Consider the following 22,462-nt stretch of genomic DNA (forward strand, 5'->3'; position numbering starts at 1 on the left):
CAGATGATGATCGCGGACCATGAACTTCGGATTAATGCCGAGTCGTCTTATTCGCAGTGCGATCAGGGTTGGAGGCGGCTGAGGAACTGCGCAAAGACCATCGTGCCTTCCGGCCAGGGGCCATGCCCGGACTCGGTGTTGAGGTGGCCGGATTCCCCCGCATCCACCAACAGCGAGCCCCAGGACTTGGCGATTTCGTCGGCATGCTCATAGGAGCCGAACGGATCGTTGCGGCTTGCGATCAACAGCGACGGGAACGGCAGCGGATCGCGGGGATAGGGGCCGAATGTCATGAGATGCTTCGGACGGATCGCGGCATTGGCCACGTCAGGCGGAGCCACCAGGAAGGCGCCGGCGATCTTCTTTTCGATGTGGGGCAGGGCATGGACCGCGGTCGCGACGCCGAGGGAGTGGGCGACGATGACCACCGGCTTTTCAGCGGCATTGACCTCCTCGACCATGCGCGCCACCCAATCCTCGCGCACGGGCTTGGCCCATTCGGCCTGCTCCACGCGGCGGGCGGTGGACATTTTTCTCTCCCAGCGTGACTGCCAATGGTCAGGGCCGGAGTTGGTGTAGCCGGGAACGATGAGGATATGGGCGTCGGAAAGTTTCATAATGGCCGCGATGTGGCGTCGAAAATCGTCGAAGTCAAGGCGTAGGCGACAGAGGCATCATTTTATGTATAATCGACACTGCAGGTCGCGGTCGATGCGGCTCGAGTTTTGCCGTTGTCGCTGGTCCGGGACCGCTCTGTAGTGGTTGAGGAGTGTGAGCCATGACAACATTCCATGTTCTGTCGGGACCGGACGCCAGCGTCGCCCATCCCGGAATAAAAAAGATCGGCCTGGCTGACGTGATGGACGCGTTGCGCCTCGGGTTCAACGACTTTCGCGAAAAGCCGTCTCACTATGTTTTTCTCTGCTTGATCTACCCCATCGCCGGTGCCGTGCTCATGACGTGGAGCGCGGGCGCCAACATGCTGCCGCTGCTCTATCCGCTCGCGTCCGGCTTTGCCCTTATCGGGCCGGTCGCCGCCATCGGACTCTATGAAATCAGCAGGCGCCGCGAACTTGGCATGGACACGTCCTGGCCTCACGCCTTCCGCCTGCATCGATCTCCGGCACTGCCCTCGATCGTGGCTGTCGCAGCGATGCTATTCGTCATCTTCATTGCCTGGCTCCTGGTGGCACAGGCGCTCTATATCAGGATCTTCGGCGCCGAACCGCCGGCATCGATCGCCGCCTTCTGGAACGGCATCGTCAACACGGAGCAGGGCTGGAACCTGATCCTGGTCGGCAACGCCGTCGGGTTCGTCTTCGCCGCGATCGTGCTGTCGATCAGCGTAGTGTCGTTCCCGTTGCTGATCGATCGTGACGTCGGTGCTGTGGCTGCCGTCGAAACCTCGATACGCGCAACTCTCGTCAATCCCATCCCGGTTGCCTTCTGGGGGCTGATCGTTGCGGCCGGCCTGCTGATCGGGTCGATCCCGGTCTTCGTCGGCCTTGCCGTCATCATGCCGATCCTCGGTCACGCGACATGGCACATGTATCGCAAGATGGTTGAGCCCGGTGCTCGCAGCAGCCGTATGCGATAACGACAAAACGGCCAGCCTCCCGGAGGCTGGCCGCTTCCTCCTGTGAGGATCGTCCGACCTACTTGAAAAATTTGTAGTAGGACGAAATCTGGGCGGCGGTGTTGGACGAAAGATTGAGCTTGATGCCGATCTTGTCACCGCGATACCAGCGGACCATGCCGGTCAGAAATCCGAGTTCTTCGCTGCGGATCGTCACTTCCTGTCCGGTGCGTGCATTGATGTCGAAATAGAGCTGAAAGCAGATGCCTTCTGCGGAAAGATCCGTAACGATGCCGTTGCTCGCACCCGTCTTGCAGGTCACCGTTCCGGTAATCTTCGTCTGCGTGCGCGCTGCCGTGCGCTGAACACTGTCCTTGTAGGCCATGTGAACCCTCGATCTGAATTGATCAGCCTCGATCATCTCACGCAAAGATTGAATTCCTCGCTAACAAAAATGCCCGCATTCGAGCAAACTGCATCAAATGCGGGCATAATAGCGCAATACCACAGAAACGTGCTTCGCTCTGACACGAACCGGGCGGCTATCGCGCCCGGCCCTTATTGCTTGCGCATGTCGTTATCGCAAAAGCGCTACGCACTTTTGCGCGGCGGCGTCAGCCAAAGACCCGGCCGAAAATCGTGTCGACGTGCTTGGTGTGGTAGCCGAGATCGAACTTTTCGCGGATGTCGGCTTCCGACAGGGCCGCGCGAACCTCCGTGTCGGCAAGCAACTCCTCAAGGAAGTCCTTGCCCTCTTCCCAGACCTTCATCGCATTGCGCTGAACGAGGCGATAGGCGTCCTCACGCGAAACACCGGCCTGCGTCAGAGCGAGCAGGACACGCTGCGAGTGAACGAGACCGCGGAACTTGTTCATGTTCTTGGTCATGTTGTCGGGATAGACGAGCAACTTGTCGATCACGTTGGTCAGGCGGGCAAGCGCGAAGTCGAGCGTCACCGTCGCATCAGGGCCGATCATGCGCTCGACCGAGGAATGCGAGATATCGCGCTCGTGCCAGAGGGCTACGTTCTCCATCGCCGGAATGGCGAAGGCGCGAACCATGCGGGCAAGACCCGTGAGGTTCTCCGTCAGCACCGGGTTGCGCTTGTGCGGCATGGCCGACGAGCCCTTCTGTCCCGGCGAGAAGTATTCTTCCGCTTCCAGGACTTCGGTGCGCTGTAGGTGGCGGATTTCGGTTGCCAGCCGCTCGATCGACGAGGCGACGACGCCAAGAGTGGCGAAATACATCGCATGGCGGTCGCGCGGAATGACCTGGGTGGAAACCGGCTCCGGCTTCAGGCCAAGCGCCTTGGCGACGTGTTCCTCGACGCGCGGGTCGATATTGGCGAAGGTGCCGACGGCGCCGGAGATGGCGCAGGTCGCGACTTCTTCACGGGCCGCGATAAGGCGCTGCTTGCAGCGATCGAACTCGGCATAGGCAAGCGCCAGCTTGACGCCGAAGGTCGTCGGTTCGGCATGAATGCCGTGCGAGCGGCCGATCGTCACCGTATCCTTGTGCTCAAAGGCGCGGCGCTTCAGTGCTTCGAGCAGCTTGTCGATATCAGCAAGCAAAAGGTCGGTTGCGCGCACGAGCTGTACGTTGAAGCAGGTGTCGAGCACGTCGGAGGATGTCATGCCCTGGTGGATGAAGCGGCTGTCGGGGCCGACGAACTCTGCCAGATGCGTCAGGAACGCGATGACGTCATGCTTGGTGACGGCCTCGATTTCGTCGATCCGGTCGACGTCGAATTTGGCGGCGCCGCCTTTTTCCCAGATCGTCTTTGCGGCATCCTTCGGGATCACGCCGATTTCGGCCAGCGCATCGCAGGCATGGGCCTCGATCTCGAACCAGATGCGGAACTTGGTTTCCGGCGACCAGATGGCCACCATTTCCGGTCGGGAATAACGGGGGATCATGGGCTCTCAGCTTTCGTCATCAGTGGAGGATGGCTGTGCCTCTAGCAAAGATGCCCGACAAGCTCAACGTTATTGACGGCCTCGCGAACCTGCAAGCCACAGGCTGGCGGCCAGAAGTGCGGCGCCGCCAACCGGAAGATAGAGCCGAACGCCCAGCACAAGGAACTGGTAGAAGGCGACAAGCGAGGTAAAGGCGAACTGGTAGAACCAGGTCCGGGTACCGGTATTGGCATGCCAGCGGGCGTAAAAGACGCGATAGTCGAGTGCGAAGAGCATTGCCGTCACGGCGATCGTGCCGAGCGAAAGGCAGAGCAGATAGGCCGCAAACCGCGTCTCGGCAGGGCGGCCAAGCGTAGAAAACCGTGCGAGGAACAGGGCAGCTGGCCAGGCCAGCATGCCGCCCAGACCATACATCACCAGCAGTTCCACCAGGTGGAAGGTCAGGGCGCCCTCGCGCAGCCAGAGCGCGACCCAGGCGGAAGCGACCATCACCAGCCCCCAGGCTGGCGTGCCGAAGACAAGTTCCGCCGCGGACGGAAACGCCCGCAGGAATCGCGAGCGCTTGAGGGAGGGCGCGGAAGCATATGCTGATTTCACTTCCGCCCCGGCGCCCGTTTCGTTCATTTTGCGATCCGCGTCGGAACCGCAATCCATCGTCCGTCAGTCGTGCCCTCGAACCCGAGCGATTTGACGAGCACCATCACAACGTGGGTTTGCGTGCCGTCGTCATTCATGTGCGTTACCGCACCGCCGATGCGATAGCCCGTCGGGCAACGGCGGCTTTCCGGCACACGGGTATCGTCCTGCAGCACGTCGCTTGCAGGCTTGCCCGCCTTCATCGTCATCGACAGGCGGAAGCCTTTGACCTCCTTCAGGAAGTCCTTGCAGAGCCCACCTGGTTCGAAGCTCTTTTCTTCGAGCGTCAGGCCGTAGGTCTGGCGGAAGGCATCGTCGGCGGCAAAGGCATCGTAAGTGAGGGCCAATGGCGTTGCATTGGCTTCGGTAATCGGATTGTAGGCCGCCAGCAATCCCGGCGCCTCGGCAAGCCTGTAGGCGTCGATCAGCGGAGCGGCGCGCCGATGCGCCTCATGTCTCATCCGGTGCAGGGGGGCGCCATCTTCGCGACCGACTGCGCGCACCGGCGCACCCGGCAGAAAAGTGTCGTTGCGGGTATCGATGACGTAGATCGTGGAATAGGGAAAACCCGAGCCGTCCTGGACACCGTATTCCTCGAACGCAAAGACATATCCATCGGAGGAAAAGCCGATCGGCTGGAATGCGGCATAGTCACCCGCCGATGCCTGCGAGGCGACAAATGTCACCGCCAGGAGGAGGAGCCCTGGCGCTGCCGGGCGCGAGATCATCAGCGGGCCTGTTCGGCAGGCGCTCGGATCGCCTGGATGGCGGAGCGATAGGCATCGACCCAACCACCCTTGAAGATCGCCGAACCGGCGACCAGCACGTTTGCGCCGGCGCCGGCTGCAATCGCCGCCGTTTCAGGCGCAATGCCGCCGTCGACTTCGATCTCGATCGGCCGGTCGCCGATCATCGCCTTGATCCGGCGGATCTTTTCCGCGGTCGCGTCGATGAACTTCTGGCCGCCGAAGCCCGGGTTGACCGTCATCACCAGCACCAGATCGACGGTGTCGAGCACATATTCGATGGCGCTTTCGGGTGTTGCCGGGTTGAGCGAGACGCCGGCCTTCTTGCCGAGCGACCGGACAGTCTGCAGCGAGCGGTGCAGGTGCGGCCCGGCTTCGGCGTGAACCGTCAGGATATCGCAGCCGGCCTTTGCGAAGGCTTCGAGAAAGCCGTCGGCGGGCGAGATCATCAGATGGCAGTCGAAGGTCGCTTCGGTGTAGGGGCGCAGCGACTTGATCACGTCGGGCCCAAACGTGATGTTCGGGACGAAATGGCCGTCCATGACATCGAGATGGATCCAATCCGCGCCGGCATCGACGACATCGCGGACTTCCTGTCCGAGCTTCGAGAAATCGGCCGCCAGGATCGACGGGGCAATGCGGATGGGATGGGTCATGAGAAGGCTCCGGCTGTTTCCCGCGCAATAGCACTCCGCAGCCGCGCAAACAACATGCGCTGGTGCTAATCGCGCCTTAGCCGCGGCTCGACCATGACGGCAAGGGATCGTTTTCGGCAGGTGTGGCGTCGTGGACGCCGCGGGCGATCGCGCGCGCCATCGTCGCGGCGGCGGCAGCACCCAGATCGAGGAAGTCTGCGAGCTCCAGCGTCCGGCCGCTTGCGCCGGTGGCAAGGGCGAAAATGAGGTCGCCGTCGAGCGGCGTGTGCGCCGGCCATATTGCCCGCGAGAAGCCATCATGCGCGGCGATCGCCAGGCGCTTGGCCTCGGCCTTGGTCAACACCGCATCTGTGGCGATGACCGCAATCGTGGTGTTGGCGGCGGCCGACAAATTTGCGCCCATTTTCGTGCGGACCTCGGATGCATTCGCCGGCATGGGGTGGGGAAGGCCGAGCCCACCGAACTCGTCCTGTTTCTCGTGAGGGGCGGCCCAGAAGTGCCGGGTGCTGCCGACAGTCGCAGAACCCAAAGCATTGACGGCCACGAGCGCGCCGACGGTAATGCCGTTCGGCAGCACGATTGAGGCGGAGCCAAGGCCACCCTTGAAGGTCGCGGTCAAGGCGCCAGTGCCGGCGCCGACCGAGCCGGTGGCAAAATCAGCGTCAGCCTTTTGTACAGCCTCATACCCAAGTTCGCGGTAGGGCGGAAACTGCCCCCAATCCTTGTCGCCGCCATTGATCAGGTCGAACAGGATGGCGGTCGGGACGATCGGCACACGGTGCGGGCCGATCACAAACCCACGTCCCATTTCCCTCAGCGCCGCCTGCGCCCCGGAGGCGGCATCCAGCCCAAACGCTGACCCGCCGGACAGAATGATACCATCGACTGTCTGCACGGTGTTGTGCGGTTCGAGAAGATCCGTTTCGCGCGTGCCGGGCGCGCCGCCGAGCACCTGGACGGCGGCCGTTGCCGGTGGATCGCAGACGATGGCGGTCACGCCCGATTTCAAGCGATGATCTTCGGCATTGCCGACAGAAAGGCCGGCGACGTCGGTGATAAGGTTGCGTGGACCAGGCAGCATCATTGCACTCCGGCGGCGTCGGCAACCGGCACGAAGCGGCCGCTCTGCCATTGCATCAAGCGATAGGGGTTGCCGGCGCGTTCATGCCCCGCATTGAAAGCAATCGGCCCAAGAACCGTCTGGTATGGGCCTTTGAGCAGCGCCTCCGTCAACGGCTTTTCATCCTTCTCAGCCTGATCCTTGGCCTGCTCGAGAACAGACATGGCGCCGAATGCCTGGAGCACATAGCCATCGGGCTCGATGCCGGCGGCACGCATGGCCTCGGCTATGGGCTTGCCTTCGGGCGACCGCGCCGCATCGGGCAACGTCAGCGCCAGGACACCGTCGGTGAGCGGCACGGCAACGTCGGCTGCATTCAGCGTGTCACCGCCGAGCAAGGTGAGGTTCGCGCCTTCCTCCTGCGCGTCGCGCGCGATCACGGCAGTATCCTGCCGGTCGCCGCCGGTGAAAACGTGGGTGGAGCCGCTCTTGACGAGCCGTCGTACGAGATTGATCTGCTGCTCCTGGGCGGGGCGATAAGTGTCGGTAAAGACCGGGGTCAATCCGATTTCGCCGAGCGCTGCGCGCACGCTCTCGACCAGTTCGCGGCTATGGATCGTGCCGTCGTCGATCAAGGCGATCGGCTTGTCCTTCCAACGCGCGGTGATCGCAGCAACGACGGCTGCCGATTCGGCCTTGCCACTCGGCGCCAGGCGGAACAGCGGCCAATGCTTCTTGAGTACGTCTTCCATCAGGATGTCGGACCGTACGCTCAACGTCACCGCCGGTATATTGGCCTCGGCGAGGGCGGGCAGTGTCGCGTCGAGGCTCTCGACGCAGAGGAAGCCGATGGCCGCCTCTGCAGCTGCTGCCACAAGCGCCTTGGTCAGCGCTTCTGCACCGGCCGCGTCGCATGTTTCCGGGATGACGACGATTTCGCTGCCGCGATCGCCGGCCTGGAAAGAGGCGCCATCGATGATCTGTTTGCCGAGAAGGGCAAATGGCCCTTCAACGGGGGCAACGACCGCGACCTTGACGCCGGCAGCGGCGGCAGGTGCGGCTTGCGCCATTCCCGCTACGATGAGGCTCAAAACGATCGATCGAAGCATGCAATTCCCCGCTACTGCATAATTCCCAAGCTCGGATTGGTTTCAAGGAAAGATTATGCAGCGAGTCCAAAAATGCTACCGCAATCCTTGGCATGAACTCAATCACCCGCAGCGCTGTAGTGGCCGCATGTTTTAAGGATGTGGCCACCGGCGTCAAAGGAAAAGATGCGAGTGGAAACAACGGGCATCCGATCCGCGCCATGGCCATGTCGCGGATCTGAAAGAATCTCCAGCCGGCGGGTTTCATAATTTACGCCAGCGTCTATATGTGCCTGACCTCGCCCGGAGAGAGATGTGTTGGAGAGAACCCGACTGGACCCGATAAGTTATCGCGACGCCATGAGCCGCCTGGCCGGCCACGTGCAGCTCATCACCGCTGCCAATGGCGGCGAGCGCCGCGGCGTCACGGTCACTGCTTCCTGCTCGGTTTCCGACAGTCCGCCGACCGTTCTCGTTTGCCTGAACGGCGCCAACCCGCGCAACGACATCTTCGTGCGCGGCGACAGCTTTGCGCTGAACCTGCTCGGTGACGAACACCGTGCGCTCGCCCACGCCTTTTCCGGCCGTGACCAGCTCGACATGGATCGTCGCTTTGCGCTTGGCCAATGGAGGCAGCTGGCAACCGGTTCGCCGATCCTCGTCAATGCGACGGCCGCGTTCGATTGCCGGCTGATCGAGGTCAAGACCATTGCGACGCATCTGGTGCTGTTCGGCGAGGTCGTGGACGTCGCGCTTGGCCCGCCGCGCCCGCCGCTCATTTATGTAGACCGCGGATATCACTCGCTGTAGGTTTTCACGAGGCGTAATTCACTCTCTGCGCTTGATTGAGAAAACGCCTGCAACTTACTGATATAAAGGCATTACTTCAACCGAAATAGCTTACAACTGAAACTGGCCGTGGCGGAGGATGCATGACGGCACCGGCGACAGGCGTATTGCCCCAATCCATCGATGAAACGATGGCGATGCTGGAGGCACAGGATTATCTCGCCGGCACGGCGCTTGCGACCGTGCTGTTTCTCGCGTTGCGGATGAAACGCCCGCTCTTTCTCGAGGGCGAGGCCGGTGTCGGCAAGACCGAGATTGCCAAGGTGCTGGCTCGTGCCCTCGATCGGCCCTTGATCCGCCTGCAGTGCTACGAGGGGCTCGACGTCGCCTCTGCCGTCTATGAGTGGAACTACCCTGCGCAGATGCTGGAGATCCGGTTGTCGGAAGCGGCCGGAGCGGTCGACCGACGCAGGGTCGAAAGCGACATCTTCTCCGAACGATTTCTCATTCGACGCCCGGTACTTCAGGCGATTTCCGCTGAGAACGGGCGGGCGCCGGTGTTCCTGATCGACGAACTCGATCGCACGGATGAAGCCTTCGAAGCGTTCCTGCTCGAAGTCCTCTCGGATTTCCAGGTCACGATTCCTGAACTCGGCACCATCCGTGCCATTGAGCCGCCTATCGTCATCATCACCACCAATCGCACGCGCGAGATCCACGACGCCTTGAAGCGGCGCTGCCTCTATCATTGGGTCGACTATCCGAAGGCAACACAGGAACTCGAAATCATCCGCCGCAAGGTTCCGGGCTGCAACGCCGCCCTGTCGCGCGAAATCATCGCCTATGTGCAGCGGCTTCGCACCATCGATCTCTTCAAGAACCCGGGTGTCGCCGAAACGATCGACTGGGCAACGGCCCTGACCGAGCTCGACCGGCTCGCGCTCGACCCCGAAACGATCGCCGATACGCTCGGCACCTTGCTCAAATACCAGGACGACATCGCCAGGATCGACGGAGCCGAGGGGCGCAGGCTGCTCGCCGAGGTCAAGGCCGAACTGCTGGCGGCTGGTTGACGATGGAGCCGGGAGAACATCCGCCTGATGGTGCCATTCTCCCGCCGATCCTGCCCGGCGATGGAAGGCTGGCTGACAACATCGTGTACTTTGCCCGCGCCCTGCGACGCGCCGGGATAAAGATCGGACCCGGGGCGGTGGCCGACGCCATCGGCGCGGTGGCCCTGATCGGCATCGGCGCCCGCGAGGAGTTCTACGCCGCCCTTCAGTGCATCTTCGTCAAGCGCCACGAGGATCAGCCCGTGTTCGACGAGGCTTTTCGCCTGTTCTGGCGCTCGCGCGGCCTCGTCGAGAAAATGATTGCGATGATGTCTCCGCTCGCGCCGCAACGCGAGAGCGAGCGCCAGCGCCGACGGGCCGGCGAGACGCGCGTTAGCGACGCACTGATGTCCGGCCACGATGACACCCGGCCGCCACGTGACGAACCCGAGATCGAGGTCGATGCGCGCTATACGGTCTCGGGCCAGGAGCTGTTCCGCAAAGCCGATTTCGCCCAGATGACGGCTGCCGAGATCACCGAAGCGAGGCGGGCGCTATCGGCTTTGGTGCTGCCACTCGATCGGGTGCGTACGCGTCGATACCGGCCTTCGGCGCGGCAGATCCGGATCGATCCGCGCGCGACGATGCGCGATGCGATGCGCTTCGGCGGCGAACTGATCTTGCCGCGCTTTCGCGAACGGCGTCTCGTTCATCCGCCGCTGGTCGTGCTTGCCGATATTTCCGGCTCGATGAGCCAATACACCCGCATCTTTCTACACTTTCTCCATGCCTTGAGCGAAAAGCGCCAGCGCGTTCACACCTTCCTCTTCGGCACGCGGCTGACCAATGTTTCTCGACCGATGCGAAACCGCGACCCGGATGTCGCGCTCGACGAATGCCTATCCGCGGTCAAGGACTGGTCGGGTGGCACGCGCATCGGCGAAACTTTGCATGAGTTCAACCGACGCTGGTCGCGGCGCGTCCTGGGGCAGGGCGCCATCGTGCTCTTGATTACTGACGGGCTCGAGCGGGACGATACGACAGAGCTTGAGCAGGAGATCGATCGTCTGCATCGATCCTGCCGTCGGTTGATCTGGCTTAATCCGCTGTTGCGGTTCGACGGCTTCGAGGCGCGGGCGCGCGGCGTCAAGGCGATGCTGCCGCATGTTGACGAATTCCGTGCCGTGCACAATCTTGAGTCCGTGGGCGAGCTAGTCAGATCGCTGTCGGGTCAAAGGTCCGGAGAGGCCGACCCTCGACGGTTCATGAGCGAGCATCGCGCCGTGCTGGGAGGCAAGTAAAATGCAGATATCAGCTGACGTCCTCGATCCGCTCGCAGTCGCCGAGGCCTGGGTCGGCGAGGGCCGCCGGGTGGCGATCGCAACGGTGATCGAAACCTGGGGGTCTGCGCCGCGGCCGGTCGGCAGTCATCTGGTGATTGACGGTGCCGGCAATTTCGAAGGTTCCGTTTCCGGCGGATGCGTCGAAGGTGCTGTCATCAGCGAAGCCGCTGATATTCTTGAGACGGGAAATCCGAGGATCCTGGAATTCGGCGTTGCCGACGAGACGGCATGGCGTGTCGGTCTTTCCTGTGGCGGCCGGATCCGGGTGCTTGTCGAGCGGGTTGACGGCTGAGCCATGGACCTCACAACCCTTCAGGCATTGAATGCAGCCCGGACGGGGCGGCAAGCGGCTGTCGTCTTCAGCGATCTCGAGACCGGCCAAAGCGTGCTCTGCGTCGAAGGCGAGCGCTGTCCGGCCGAATGGACCGAGGCGATGTCGGCAGCACTTCGCTCCGGCAAGCCCGGAATGATCGTCGTAGGTGAGCGGTCCTTTTTCCTCAATGTCTACCTGCCGCCACCGCGCATCCTGGTTGTCGGCGCCGTCCATATCTCCCAGGCGCTCGCGCGCATGGCGCCCATAGCAGGCTTCGACCTTACTATCATCGATCCACGCACGGCCTTTGCGACGGCCGAGCGCTTTGCTGGCGTAGAGCTGATAGCGGAGTGGCCCGAAGATGTTCTCAACGTCCGGCCGCTTGATCAGTTCACGGCCATGGTCGCCCTCACGCATGATCCGAAGATCGATGACGAACCGATCCGGGCGGCCCTTAGTGCCGGCTGTTTCTATGTCGGTGCGCTTGGCAGCAGAAAGACCCATGCAGGCCGCGCCGAACGCCTGCGTCGCCTGGGGCTCACCGACGATGCGATCGCGCGGATCAGGGCGCCAATCGGCCTTGACATCGGCGCGGCGAGCCCAGCGGAGATCGCCGTTGCTATCCTTGCCGAAATCATCGAAGCGCTCAGGCGCCGGGACATCATGTCCGGCAGCGAGGAACATCGATGAGATTTGGGAGCCTCAGTGTTTCAGCGGCCGAAGGCACCGTGCTTGCGCACGCGGTCAAGATTGGCAATCTTCGATTGCCGAAGGGGCACGTCCTGACCTCAGCCGATATTGCTGCATTGGTTCAGGCGGGCACCGACGAAGTTATCGTCGCCCAGCCGGATCGGGGTGATCTGCTGGAGGATGAAGCGGCGGCCCGGATCGCTGCGGCGATCGCGCCCGACCATCTGCGGTTCTCGGCAGCGGCAACCGGCCGCGTAAACATCTATTCCCGCGTACACGGACTGTTCGTCGCCACCCGCGGGACCGTCGACGAGTTGAACCGCATCGACCCGGCCATCACGCTCGCCTGCCTTGCGGACCATGTGCCGGTGCAGCCCGGCGACATGGTGGCGACGATCAAGATCATCCCGCTTGCAGTGGCAGGCTCGCTCGTGGCGAAGGCGGAAACGCTGCTACGCCAACACACAACCTTCGAGGTCAAACCCTTCGCCCCGCGCGACGCGGCACTAATAGCAACCGAGTTGCCATCGCTGAAACGCCAGGTCATGGATAAGACCCATGCCGTGCTGGCTGCGCGGCTGCGGCAATCCGCAAGCCGGCTAACGACCGAGCGGCGCGTCGCCCATACGGAAGACGCCGTGGCTGCAGCCATCGGCGATTTGAAGGCCGACCACGACCTCATCGTTGTCTTCGGCGCGTCGGCGGTTGCCGATTCGGATGATGTCATTCCGGCCGCCATCCGCCGTGCGGGCGGCACTGTCGACCATGTCGGGATGCCTGTTGATCCCGGCAATCTCATCGTGCTCGGCCGCGTCGGCACGGTGCCGGTGGTCGGAGCGCCCGGCTGTGCGCGGAGCCCGCGTGAAAACGGCTTCGATTGGGTGCTTGATCGCATCCTCGCCGGCGAATGGCCAAGCCCGCATGACATTACCGGGCTCGGCGTCGGCGGCCTGCTGAAGGAGATACCCACCCGCCCGCAGCCGCGAGAGCCCGTTGCCTCCAAAGCTCTGGGCCCGGTGGAAACCGTCGTGCTGGCAGCGGGTCGTGCAAGCCGCATGGGGCCGGAGGGCGGCCACAAGCTGCTCGCGACCTTCGATGGCGTCCCGCTCATCCGTCGCACCGTCGTCAGCGCGCTTGCAGCCGATATCGGCCGGGTGATCGTTGTCACCGGCCATCGGGAGGCCGAAATCCGCGCGGCACTCGGCGATTTGCCGGTGACGCTCGTTTCCAATCCCGATTACATGTCCGGTATGGCATCGTCGCTGACATCAGGGCTTTCGGCACTCGATCAAGGAGCGGGCGGCATGCTGGTGATGCTCGCCGACATGCCCGGGATAACGGCAGGCGATCTGCGCCGGCTCGTCGATACATTTACCGCTGAAGGCGGGCGGGCAGTGATTCGAGCAACGGCCGATGGCCAGCGCGGCAACCCGGTTATCCTGCCGCGCCAGACATTTGCTGCCATCAGCCAGCTGGTTGGCGATGTCGGCGCAAGGCATATCGTCGAGAGATGTGGACTGTCGGTGGTCGACGTCGAGCTTGGAGCAGCTGCGCGTCTCGACCTCGACACACCGGAGCAGATCATCGCTGCCGGCGGCATATTGGAGGAGTGACAGCATGGACAATGCGGCAATCGAAGAGATGTTCGAAACGCTTGGGGCCGTGACCATCAAACGCATGTTCGGCGGCAAGGGCGTCTATTTCGAAGGCATCATCTTCGCGCTTGAAGTCGATGGCGAAATATTGCTGAAGGGCGACGACAGGACAGGCCCGACCTTCGAAGCGGCCGGATCCAGACAATGGGCCTATGACGGCAAGGGGAAAACGGTGAAGATGCCCTATTGGAGCATCCCGGAAGAAGCGTACGACGATCCGGACGAAATGGCGCGGTGGGTCAGGCTTGCCTATGAGGCGTCGCTGCGGGCCAAAAAATAGAATCGACGACGGAGTTTAATTGGCGTCAACCAGCGCCTTCGTCTGCACGCGAATGGCACGGACGGCGTCGGCGGCAAACCGCGAAAGCGGCTGGGGCAGGGCATCGAGATCGTACCAGCCGATGTCGGAAAGCTTGTCCGGTTCGGTCAGTTGCGGTTCGCCCGAAAAGTCGTCGGTCACGTAGATCATCGAGATCCAGTGCTGACGATCTGCTTCGATCAGTTGTTCGCTGAGGCAGAGAAAGCGGGTCGAGCGGATAGACAGGCCGCTTTCCTCTTCCGCCTCACGGCGCGCAGCAAGCTCGCTGCGCTCCATGTGATCGACCTTGCCGCCCACGATATTCCAGTGGCCGGCCTCGGGCGCCTTCAAACGCTTGCACAACAACAGCTTGCCATCGCGCATGATCGCTAGTCCGCAACCGAAGCCCGGAAAGTCGATGCCTGGCCGACCCATTGATAGGATCAGGCCTTGCCGGCGATCAGCATGAATGCGGGGATTTCGTCGCCGAAACCGACAGGTGTCGGGCCGTCGTCGTGATCGCGACGGTGGCGGCTGCGGCGATCGCGGTTGTCGTCATTGGCAGGGTTTGCCGCGCGGACCGGACGTTCCGGACGGTGGCCGTTGCTCTGCTTCGTCTCTGCGTTGCGTGCCGGTTTCACCGATTCTACCCTTTCCACGACTGCTTCAATTTCGGCCTCACTATCGGCACGAACCGTATCGGTTTTGTGATCGGAACGGCCACGTGGCGCCCGGTCCCCATCTTTTTTATTACGGTCCCTGCGACCGTCACGACCGCGTTCACGGCGACCGGTGTCGTGGCTTTCCATCGGCTCGGGAAGGTTCGACAGATCACCGTTCAGCCACTCGACCTTCTGGCCGATCAGCTTCTCGATGGCGTCGGAGAACTTCGTGTCGCGCTTGGTCACCAGCGTGAAGGACGCGCCGGAGCGGCCAGCACGGCCGGTACGGCCGATGCGGTGAACATAGTCTTCCGCATGGATCGGCACGTCGAAATTGAAGACATGGCTGACATCGGGGATGTCGAGGCCGCGGGCAGCAACATCGGATGCGACCAGCAATGTGATGTTGTTGTCCTTGAAGCCGGCAAGCATGGCCATGCGCGAGCGCTGGTCCATGTCGCCATGCAGAGCACCAACCGAGAAGCCATGACGCTCGAGCGACCGGAAGAGGTCGGCGACATCCTTCTTGCGATTGCAAAAGATGATGGCGTTCTTCAGCTCGTCCTGGGCGCGGATCAGATCGCGCAGCACGGCGCGCTTCTCGTAATCCTTCGCGTGCGTCGCGACGAAGCGCTGCGTCACCGTCTGTGCCGTCGATGCCGGACGGGCAACTTCGACCCGTTCCGGGTTCTGCAGGAAGCGGTCGGCAAGCTTCTGGATCTCCGGCGGCATGGTTGCCGAGAAGAACAGCGTCTGGCGCGTGAACGGGATCATCTTGGCGATGCGCTCGATATCAGGAATGAAGCCCATGTCGAGCATGCGGTCAGCTTCGTCGATGACCAGGATTTCGACGCCGCTCATCAAAAGCTTGCCACGCTCGAAATGGTCGAGCAGGCGGCCGGGCGTGCAGATCAGCACATCGGCGCCGCGCTCCAGCTTGCGGTCCTGTTCGTCGAACGAGACGCCGCCGATCAGAAGTGCGATGTTGAGCTTGTGGTTCTTGCCGTACTTGTCGAAGTTCTCTGCAACCTGGGCCGCCAGTTCGCGCGTCGGCTCCAGAATCAGCGTGCGCGGCATGCGCGCACGTGCACGACCCTTTTCGAGCAGGGTCAGCATCGGCAACACGAAGGATGCTGTCTTGCCTGTTCCCGTCTGCGCGATGCCGAGGATATCACGGCGCTGCAGTGCCGGGGGAATGGCACCAGCCTGGATCGGGGTCGGGATTGTGTAGCCCGCATCGGTAACTGCGGAGAGAACTTTTTGGCTAAGGCCAAGGTCAGCAAAATTGGTCAAAGGGAAATCTGTTTCCGTTCCGGTTCGGGAAGAACACTGCTCGATCGGTGGAAAACACACCACCGCGTGGCCGGGCTCTTAAGCCGAATGCCGTCGAAAGTCAAGAAATCCAGCACGTTGAAGCTGGAAAAGGTTGATGGCAACGAATCTGTTGCGTTTCTTGTCAAGTAGCACGGGCCGAGCGGGTCGGCATGATGCTCATTTCATGTAGCTCGCGAGCTTGCTACTGGCGTTGAGAAACCGCATGGGGTCGACTGCCTGACCGTTCAGCCTGACCTCATAGTGCAGGTGCGGGCCTGTCGAACGACCGGTGTTGCCGGACTTGGCAACGACATCACCGGCCTTGATCCGGTCGCCGACCTTGACGAGCACCGTCGAGAGATGGGCATAGCGACTGGAAACGCCATTGCCATGATCGATCTCGACCATGTTTCCATAGCCACCCGTCAGCCCGGCAGTCGTCACGGTGCCCGGAGCCGTCGCGCGGATGCGGGTGCCGACGGTGGCGCGAAAGTCTATGCCCGCATGCAGCGCCAACCGCCCGAGAAAGGGATCGAGCCTGTTGCCGAAGTCGCTGGTGATATCACTTGCGGGCGACGGGTTGCCGAATGGCAACTCCCGGACCTGTGCGCGCGTCCGCTCGAGCTCGACAAGCGCCGAGTCAAGCGCGGCAAGCGATCGACCGAAGCCGTCGTCATTGACGGGCTCTACGAAAGGTCCGCCGATCGCGCTATCTATGGAACCGGTGGTTTCATCTGAGGGCGGCAATTCGGCGACGTCATTTTCTGGTAGGGCAACACCTGTGCGACCGACGATCTTGCGGATCGCCTCGGACGTTTTGGCGGCTCCGTCGGTCAGTTGCTCAAGCCGCAACATCTGGTCGCGCTCAACATCCTTCAGCGAGAGCGTCACTTTCGAAAAAAGCCGATCGGCGCGATCGGAGGTGCTTTCAACCGTGGCAGGCCGGGCATAGGCGAGGGCCGCAACTCGGGCGGGCGCGGCACCCTGTGTGCCGCTCAGCCCCATCAGTTTTTCGATTGCCTGCACACCGCCCGTGGCATCGGCACGTTCTTCGTAGGCGAGGGGTTCGACCGGTGCAGGTTGGGTGAAATCGGTCGACAGACCAGAATTTTCAGCCCGTTCGATCAGCGCGCCGAGTTTGCCGTTTCGAGAAGAAAGCGCCTGCTGCTGCTGAAGCAGCTTTTCGACTTTCTCTTCGACCACCTGTTGATCGAGTAACTGCCGGCTCGTAACGCGATCGACCTGCGCTCGCAACGCGGTGATTCGATCTTCGTATTCGTGCTGCATGCGCGCTTGGCGGGCGATCGTGCCACCGATGAGGTCGTCGCGAAGAACAAGGTAGGATGTGGCGGCGAGGTAACCGATGCTGAACACACCGGCTGCAGAAACGGCAAGGGCCGCCATCCAAGGACGCACGGTCATGTGACGAACCTTGTCGCCGCTCGCCAGGATCAGGACGTGATTCTGCGCGCGATTTCCGAAGGTGCGATTTGCCGAACGTTCAGACACTCCACCGCTCCCGCCATGTGCGAATTGTCTCGCATTGCTTGACGGGCATTACACTTCGTTAGGGTTAATATTTGGTTGAGTGCTCGCGCTACGAGAGGTTGGTGGAAGCCGTCATCGAGCGATAGAACGATGGCGTCAACCCGGCTTCGGCGCGGGCGATATCGTTGAATGGCGCCTTGAGGGGACCTCGAAAATTGGCGCGAACGAGCTGCTGGAAAGTCGCTGCCGGATCTTTCCGCTCCCGCGCGCACAGGAAACGAAACCATTTGGCACCGACGGCCACATGGCCTTTCTCGTCTTCGTAGATGACGTCGAGTACCGCGGCAGTCTCGAAGTCTCCGGTCTCGCGCATGCGCGCCTGCAGCGCCGGCGTCACGTCGAGCCCGCGCGCCTCGAGGATAAGCGGGACGACGGCCAGCCTGGCGGTCAGATCGTTGCGGGTGTCGTGCGCCGCCTGCCAGAGCCCGTCATGCGCGGGCAGGTCGCCATAGTCGGCGCCAAGGTCGTTCAGGCGCTGCCGAACCATGCGGAAATGCTTGGCCTCCTCGAATGCAACCTTCATCCAGCCGTCGAAAAACGAATTCGGCACCGATTCGGACGCAAAGCGGGCGACGATATCGAGCGCGAGATCGACGGCGTTGAGTTCGATATGGGCGATCGAATGCAAGAGCGCGATCCGGCCCTTGAGCGAGCCGAGCGAGCGCTTCTTCACCTGCGTGGGTGGCGTCAGAACAGGCCTTTCCGGCCGACCCGGACGCAGAGGAACGGGGCGATCCAGCGGCGAACGCAGCGACAGCGCACGGCGCTGCCAGCGCCGTGCCGTTTCCTGGGCCAGTTCCGTCTTGACGGTCAGGTCGGCAGCACTGATCGCCTCAACGGCAGCGCCGCGTAGACTGTGAAAGTTGGGAAGCGTCTTCATTGCGGCCTCGTCGTTTTGACTTAGAGCGCCTTGGCGGCCTCGAGCACTTCATTGGCGTGGCCATTGACCTTGACCTTCTCCCAAACGCGCGCAATCCGGCCGTCGGCGGCAATCAGGAAGGTGGTGCGTTCGACGCCCATATATTTGCGCCCGTAGAGGCTCTTTTCCACCCATAGACCATAGGCGTTGACGACGGATCTTTCCTCGTCGGCAGCAAGCGTGACTGCCAGATCATATTTCTTCGCAAAGCGATCGTGACGTTTCACCGAATCGGGCGAGAGCCCGATCAACTCAACGCCTGCAGCGGCAAACTCGGAGGCGAGTTCGGTGAAGGAAATCGCTTCCAAGGTGCAACTTTTCGTGTCGTCCTTGGGGTAGAAGAACAAGACGACCGGACGCCCGCGCAAGGCAGAAAGCGAAATCGTGCCGCCGCCGTCACGGGGAAGCGTGAAGTCGGGAGCGAGATCTCCGGGGGTGAGGCTTGCCATGAATAAACCTTCCTTGCGCCAAGTTTTGTGAACAATCGCCGGCTAGGGCATATCGAGAATCGGCGACCGCAGTCCAGCGGATTTGTGCTAGATTTGACAGGTTCCGGACGGGTTGCGTCGATAGGACCCTTTGCCCGGCATTCGCGCACACGAAACCCACGGATGTGTGAATGCTTTCCACAGCATGGTCGGCCAGACGTGATGACACCGTCCGGCCAGATGTGGTCTACGTGACGGCAATGATCCGTCGACCCGCTGCCGCATGATGCGTCGACGGGAGAGGCGGGCTTTCCCGTATGAACTGGAGGGCGTCCGCGCCGATGAGTGAGATCCGCGGCGAAAAAGTCGGCTTTCGCAAGAAAGACATCGTCGCGTTGCATGCGTTGCCCTCGGCGCAGGCACACGAACCCGTCATCGTGCATGCCCCGCACAAACGCGGGCTCTTGCGCTTTCTCAGCAAGATTGCCCTTTGCGGCTTACTGCTCGCCTTCATCACTGCGGCCAGCCTCATCGCCGTCGTCGAGAGCGGGGCGATCGACAGCACACTGAACGCGCGCGCCCGCACGGCGCTGAACGCGGCACTCGGCGGCGCCTATCGCGCTGAGGTCGGTAGCACCGTCGTTCGCATGACCTCGAACGGCGCGCTGGCGCTCAAGGCGCGGGAAGTGGCGCTGAGCGAAGCCACGTCCGGCCAACCTGTCGCAAAGTTGAGTTCGATATCCATTGCCCTCGACCCTCTGGCGCTGTTGACGGGCAGGATTTCGGTTTCACGTCTTGAAGCCGAAGGTGGCGACTTCGACACCGGCCTCCTGCCACGCGGCGAGCCGGTCGATCTGACGAAGATCAAGATCGCCGATGTCGGCGACGCACTGGAGCAGCTTTTTGCCCATGTCGACCGCATGTCGAAGATGGCGGCAGGGCGTGGCGACCAGACGGTGTTGCTTTCCAACTTTTCTTTCACAGTCGCCGGTGCACGTAACCGTGTCGTGCCGGTCGATGCCAAGGAGCTGGAGTTCAATCGTGATGCCGATGGCTCCATGCACGTCAAAGGCAGCGTGACCGTCGATGGAGTCGATGTCGATCTCAGCGCCAACGCTCTTGGTGCAAAGGGTCATATGTCCGGCTTCGAAGCGGCAATCTCGAACATTCCGCTGAAGCCCTTCTTCTATCACGGCCCCTTCGGCAAGGAGGCCGCCTTCGGCATCGATGCGACCGCGGGGCTGACCCTCACGGCGACACGCGCCGCCGAAGGCGCCAAGCCCGACCTTCGCGTGGCCGTCAGGACGTCGGAAGGTGCATTCCACGCCGGTGGGCTGGTTTCGACGATCAATCCCTCCCAGATGGATATCGCATATGACTTTGAGCGGGCTGCCGTCGAGGTGCTGCCGTCGACGGTCAATATCGGTCGCTCGATCTTCCCGTTTACTGGTGCAGTGAAAGATCTCGACAGAACAGCAGGCGCAACCGATCAGGGTTTTGCCATCGATCTTTTGTTCAGGAATGCAAGTTCCGCGCCGGAGGACATTACCGAACGTCCCTTGATCTTCGATGCGAAGGCAAGCGGCCGCTTCACCTCGGATGCGCGCCACCGCCTGATCTTCGATCAGCTCGCCGTTTCCAGCCCGCTCGGCTCGATGTTCGGTTCGCTTTCGGTCGCCTTCGGCAAGACTTCGCCGCAGGTCAGCTTTGCCGCCGTCAGCGACCAGATGCAACCGACGGCCGTCAAGCAGCTTTGGCCCTGGTGGATCGCCAAGGGCGCGCGCCGCTGGGCGATCCGCAATCTCTTCGGCGGCACGGTCACTGATGCGCGCATCGAGGTTTCGGTGGCAGAGGGGCGGATCGCCCAGAACGAAGGCGAGCTGAAGCTCGACGAGAAAGAACTGAACATCACGTTCAACATCGACGAAACGCGGATCAACATTGCTGGTGAGATACCGCCGTTGCGCGACACATCGGGCACGTTCAAGCTGAGCGGCCAGCGCATGGAAGTGGGCGTAAAGCAGGGGGCGGCCTTTTTTCCCTCCGGCCGGTCCGTCGCGCTCAATGGCGGCGATTTCATCATTCCCGATGTCTACACCAAGCCGTTGATCGCGGAAATGAAGATCGAAGTTGGCGGCGAGGCAGACGCGATCGCCGAGCTCGTCACCTACAAGCCGATCCAGGCGCTGCAAAAGACACCGTTTGTCCCAGGCGACTTTACCGGCCCGCTAACCGCACAGGTCGGAGCGCGGTTTGGCCTTGTCACCGACCAGCACCCGCCACCGCCGCTCTGGCAAGTGGAGATGCAGCTTGAGGACGTCACCGTCACGCGCCCGATTGCCGGACGTGGCGTCTCCAATCTTTCCGGGACTTTCCGGGTCGACAACGAGCAAGCGGTTCTCGATGCCGATGCGGTTGTTGAAGGCGCAAAGGTCAAGATCGCGCTCACCGAACCGGTCGACAGCAAATCGAAGGTCAAACGCAAACGCGAAATCAGCGGCACACTCGATGCGGCAGCCCGGGAGAAGCTGACCCCCGGCCTGTCGAAGATCATCTTCGGGCCGATGGACGTCGATCTGGTGATCGACGAGGCTGATGTTCAGCACGTTACCGTCGATCTGACCAAGGCCAGGCTCTCGCTTCCCTGGATCGGCTGGAACAAAGGTGCAGGCATACCAGCCGAGGTGCGCTTCACATCCGACATCAACGACAGCGTTACAACCATCAAGGACTTTGCAATCGCCGGTGACGGTTTCGGCGCACGCGGTAATCTGCAGGTCGATGGCGCCGGCATCGTTAATGCAAAGCTCAGCAATGTCCGTCTGGCGCAGGGCGACGATTTCAACGTTGCCATCGATCGCCGCAAAGGCATCCATGTCGTGACGCTGAGCGGTGCCGCGGCAGACATTCGTCCGATCCTTGCCCAGATGAAGAGCGGCTCGAACGGCGACGGTGGCGCCGGTGACGACATCACCATCCAGGGTCAGCTCGGTCGCGTCGCCGGCTTCAACGGCGAAGTGCTTTCGAATGTGAATCTGGTCTACTCGGAGCGTGGCCAACAGATCGACGACATCAATCTGTCGGCAGTCACCGGAAGCGGCCAGGCAGTAGTGGCGCGGCTCGCCAAATCCGGTGCAGACAACATTCTTGAACTGACCACCGGCGACGCCGGCTCGCTTGCTCGGTTCGCCGATATCTACAGCAACATGCGCGGTGGTCTGTTGAACATGAAGTTGCGTGATCGTGGCGGCCGGTCATGGCGCGGCTCGATCGACATCCGCAAGTTCCAGCTGGTCGGCGAGCAACGCCTGCAGTCGATGGTGTCGACGCCGGCTGGACAGGACGGACGGAGCCTCAACCAGGCGGTTAAGCGCGACATCGATGTCAGCACGGCGCGATTCGAGCGCGGTTTTGCCCAGCTTGCCCTCGACCGCAGCGCCATTCGGGTCGATGGCGGCGTTCTCAGGGGAACCGATGTCGGCGCGACTTTCCAGGGAACAGTGCGTGACGGCAACGGCATCATGGATATGACGGGTACCTTCATGCCCGCCTACGGTTTGAACCGAATTTTTGGCGAACTGCCGTTGATCGGCGTCTTGCTCGGCAATGGCCGCGACCGTGGCCTGCTCGGTATCACCTTCAAACTCAATGGCCCATTCAACCAGCCGAAGCTGACGATCAACCCGCTTTCGATCATCGCGCCCGGCGTCTTCCGCAGCATCTTCGAGTTTCAATAAAAAGGCCGGCACAATGGCCGGCCTTCGAGATTCTCT

General features: G+C 62.1%; 23 protein-coding genes. 10 read left to right on the forward strand and 13 right to left on the reverse strand.

Going from position 1 to position 22,462, the window contains the following annotated elements; translation table 11 throughout:
• Positions 1-62: 62 nt before the first annotated feature.
• On the reverse strand, positions 63-617 hold the full coding sequence (locus tag ASD02_RS16280; RefSeq protein WP_025427148.1) for an alpha/beta hydrolase: 555 nt from the start codon (positions 615-617) through the stop codon (positions 63-65).
• Positions 618-778: 161 nt separating this feature from the next.
• On the opposite strand from ASD02_RS16280, the gene ASD02_RS16285 reads away from it, so the two are divergent.
• Complete coding sequence (locus ASD02_RS16285; protein ID WP_057208670.1) at positions 779-1,597, forward strand: DUF2189 domain-containing protein; 819 nt, start codon at positions 779-781, stop codon at positions 1,595-1,597.
• A gap of 58 nt (positions 1,598-1,655) precedes the next feature.
• Here ASD02_RS16285 and ASD02_RS16290 read toward each other — a convergent pair whose 3' ends face one another.
• From ASD02_RS16290 to ASD02_RS16320, 7 genes are all read right to left on the reverse strand, one after another.
• The gene (locus ASD02_RS16290; protein WP_025427146.1) at positions 1,656-1,961 is read right to left on the reverse strand and encodes a PilZ domain-containing protein; all 306 of its coding nucleotides are present in this window, start codon (positions 1,959-1,961) and stop codon (positions 1,656-1,658) included.
• A gap of 229 nt (positions 1,962-2,190) precedes the next feature.
• Entirely contained in the window at positions 2,191-3,492 is a 1,302-nt protein-coding gene (purB, locus tag ASD02_RS16295; RefSeq protein ID WP_025427145.1) for an adenylosuccinate lyase, read from the reverse strand.
• Positions 3,493-3,561: 69 nt separating this feature from the next.
• On the reverse strand, positions 3,562-4,116 hold the full coding sequence (locus ASD02_RS16300) for a hypothetical protein (protein WP_051509166.1): 555 nt from the start codon (positions 4,114-4,116) through the stop codon (positions 3,562-3,564).
• Complete coding sequence (locus ASD02_RS16305; protein ID WP_025427143.1) at positions 4,113-4,856, reverse strand: DUF2259 domain-containing protein; 744 nt, start codon at positions 4,854-4,856, stop codon at positions 4,113-4,115. The genes ASD02_RS16300 and ASD02_RS16305 overlap by 4 nt, the downstream gene beginning before the upstream one ends.
• A complete protein-coding gene (gene rpe, locus ASD02_RS16310) occupies positions 4,856-5,530 on the reverse strand; it encodes a ribulose-phosphate 3-epimerase (RefSeq protein WP_025427142.1) in 675 nt (224 codons plus the stop codon). Before rpe ends, ASD02_RS16305 begins: the two co-directional genes overlap by 1 nt.
• 76 nt (positions 5,531-5,606) lie before the next feature.
• On the reverse strand, positions 5,607-6,614 hold the full coding sequence (locus ASD02_RS16315) for a P1 family peptidase (RefSeq protein WP_025427141.1): 1,008 nt from the start codon (positions 6,612-6,614) through the stop codon (positions 5,607-5,609).
• Positions 6,611-7,699, reverse strand: coding sequence for a branched-chain amino acid ABC transporter substrate-binding protein (locus ASD02_RS16320; RefSeq protein WP_025427140.1), 1,089 nt, complete (start codon positions 7,697-7,699; stop codon positions 6,611-6,613). Before ASD02_RS16320 ends, ASD02_RS16315 begins: the two co-directional genes overlap by 4 nt.
• Before the next feature lie 92 nt (positions 7,700-7,791).
• Here ASD02_RS16320 and ASD02_RS40405 point away from each other — a divergent pair, with 92 nt between their 5' ends.
• The 8 genes from ASD02_RS40405 (at position 7,792) to ASD02_RS16355 (ending at position 13,800) form a co-directional block, all read left to right on the forward strand.
• The gene (locus ASD02_RS40405) at positions 7,792-7,920 is read left to right on the forward strand and encodes a hypothetical protein (protein WP_277996355.1); all 129 of its coding nucleotides are present in this window, start codon (positions 7,792-7,794) and stop codon (positions 7,918-7,920) included.
• 118 nt (positions 7,921-8,038) lie between these two features.
• Positions 8,039-8,488 carry a flavin reductase family protein gene (locus ASD02_RS16325; protein WP_081788855.1) on the forward strand — a complete coding sequence of 150 codons (450 nt, stop codon included), beginning with the start codon at positions 8,039-8,041 and terminating at the stop codon, positions 8,486-8,488.
• Positions 8,489-8,610: 122 nt separating this feature from the next.
• Positions 8,611-9,540 (forward strand): MoxR family ATPase, encoded by a 930-nt coding sequence (locus ASD02_RS16330; RefSeq protein ID WP_025427138.1) that lies wholly within the window; start codon positions 8,611-8,613, stop codon positions 9,538-9,540.
• A gap of 2 nt (positions 9,541-9,542) precedes the next feature.
• Positions 9,543-10,820 carry a VWA domain-containing protein gene (locus tag ASD02_RS16335; RefSeq protein WP_025427137.1) on the forward strand — a complete coding sequence of 426 codons (1,278 nt, stop codon included), beginning with the start codon at positions 9,543-9,545 and terminating at the stop codon, positions 10,818-10,820.
• 1 nt (position 10,821) lies between these two features.
• The gene (locus ASD02_RS16340) at positions 10,822-11,154 is read left to right on the forward strand and encodes an XdhC family protein (protein WP_025427136.1); all 333 of its coding nucleotides are present in this window, start codon (positions 10,822-10,824) and stop codon (positions 11,152-11,154) included.
• Positions 11,155-11,157: 3 nt separating this feature from the next.
• Complete coding sequence (locus ASD02_RS16345) at positions 11,158-11,865, forward strand: XdhC family protein (protein ID WP_025427135.1); 708 nt, start codon at positions 11,158-11,160, stop codon at positions 11,863-11,865.
• Positions 11,862-13,478 carry an NTP transferase domain-containing protein gene (locus ASD02_RS16350; RefSeq protein WP_025427134.1) on the forward strand — a complete coding sequence of 539 codons (1,617 nt, stop codon included), beginning with the start codon at positions 11,862-11,864 and terminating at the stop codon, positions 13,476-13,478. Before ASD02_RS16345 ends, ASD02_RS16350 begins: the two co-directional genes overlap by 4 nt.
• Before the next feature lie 4 nt (positions 13,479-13,482).
• Positions 13,483-13,800, forward strand: a complete 318-nt coding sequence (locus ASD02_RS16355; RefSeq protein ID WP_025427133.1) for a TfoX/Sxy family protein — start codon at positions 13,483-13,485, stop codon at positions 13,798-13,800.
• A 15-nt stretch (positions 13,801-13,815) separates the two neighbouring features.
• On the opposite strand, the gene ASD02_RS16360 is transcribed toward ASD02_RS16355, so the two are convergent.
• The 5 genes from ASD02_RS16360 to ASD02_RS16380 all read right to left on the reverse strand — a co-directional run bounded on the left by ASD02_RS16360 (position 13,816) and on the right by ASD02_RS16380 (position 18,710).
• Positions 13,816-14,253 carry an NUDIX domain-containing protein gene (locus ASD02_RS16360; protein WP_025427132.1) on the reverse strand — a complete coding sequence of 146 codons (438 nt, stop codon included), beginning with the start codon at positions 14,251-14,253 and terminating at the stop codon, positions 13,816-13,818.
• Positions 14,254-14,261: 8 nt separating this feature from the next.
• The gene (locus tag ASD02_RS16365) at positions 14,262-15,773 is read right to left on the reverse strand and encodes a DEAD/DEAH box helicase (RefSeq protein ID WP_025427131.1); all 1,512 of its coding nucleotides are present in this window, start codon (positions 15,771-15,773) and stop codon (positions 14,262-14,264) included.
• A gap of 198 nt (positions 15,774-15,971) precedes the next feature.
• Complete coding sequence (locus tag ASD02_RS16370; protein ID WP_025427130.1) at positions 15,972-17,303, reverse strand: M23 family metallopeptidase; 1,332 nt, start codon at positions 17,301-17,303, stop codon at positions 15,972-15,974.
• Positions 17,304-17,391: 88 nt separating this feature from the next.
• Positions 17,392-18,222, reverse strand: a complete 831-nt coding sequence (locus ASD02_RS16375) for a ferritin-like domain-containing protein (protein WP_025427129.1) — start codon at positions 18,220-18,222, stop codon at positions 17,392-17,394.
• Positions 18,223-18,242: 20 nt separating this feature from the next.
• On the reverse strand, positions 18,243-18,710 hold the full coding sequence (locus tag ASD02_RS16380; RefSeq protein ID WP_025427128.1) for a peroxiredoxin: 468 nt from the start codon (positions 18,708-18,710) through the stop codon (positions 18,243-18,245).
• 320 nt (positions 18,711-19,030) lie between these two features.
• On the opposite strand from ASD02_RS16380, the gene ASD02_RS16385 reads away from it, so the two are divergent.
• The gene (locus tag ASD02_RS16385; protein ID WP_025427127.1) at positions 19,031-22,426 is read left to right on the forward strand and encodes a DUF3971 domain-containing protein; all 3,396 of its coding nucleotides are present in this window, start codon (positions 19,031-19,033) and stop codon (positions 22,424-22,426) included.
• The last annotated feature ends 36 nt before the right edge of the window (positions 22,427-22,462 follow it).

This window comes from Ensifer sp. Root1252 (assembly GCF_001425885.1).
GTDB classification, from domain to species: domain Bacteria; phylum Pseudomonadota; class Alphaproteobacteria; order Rhizobiales; family Rhizobiaceae; genus Ensifer; species Ensifer canadensis.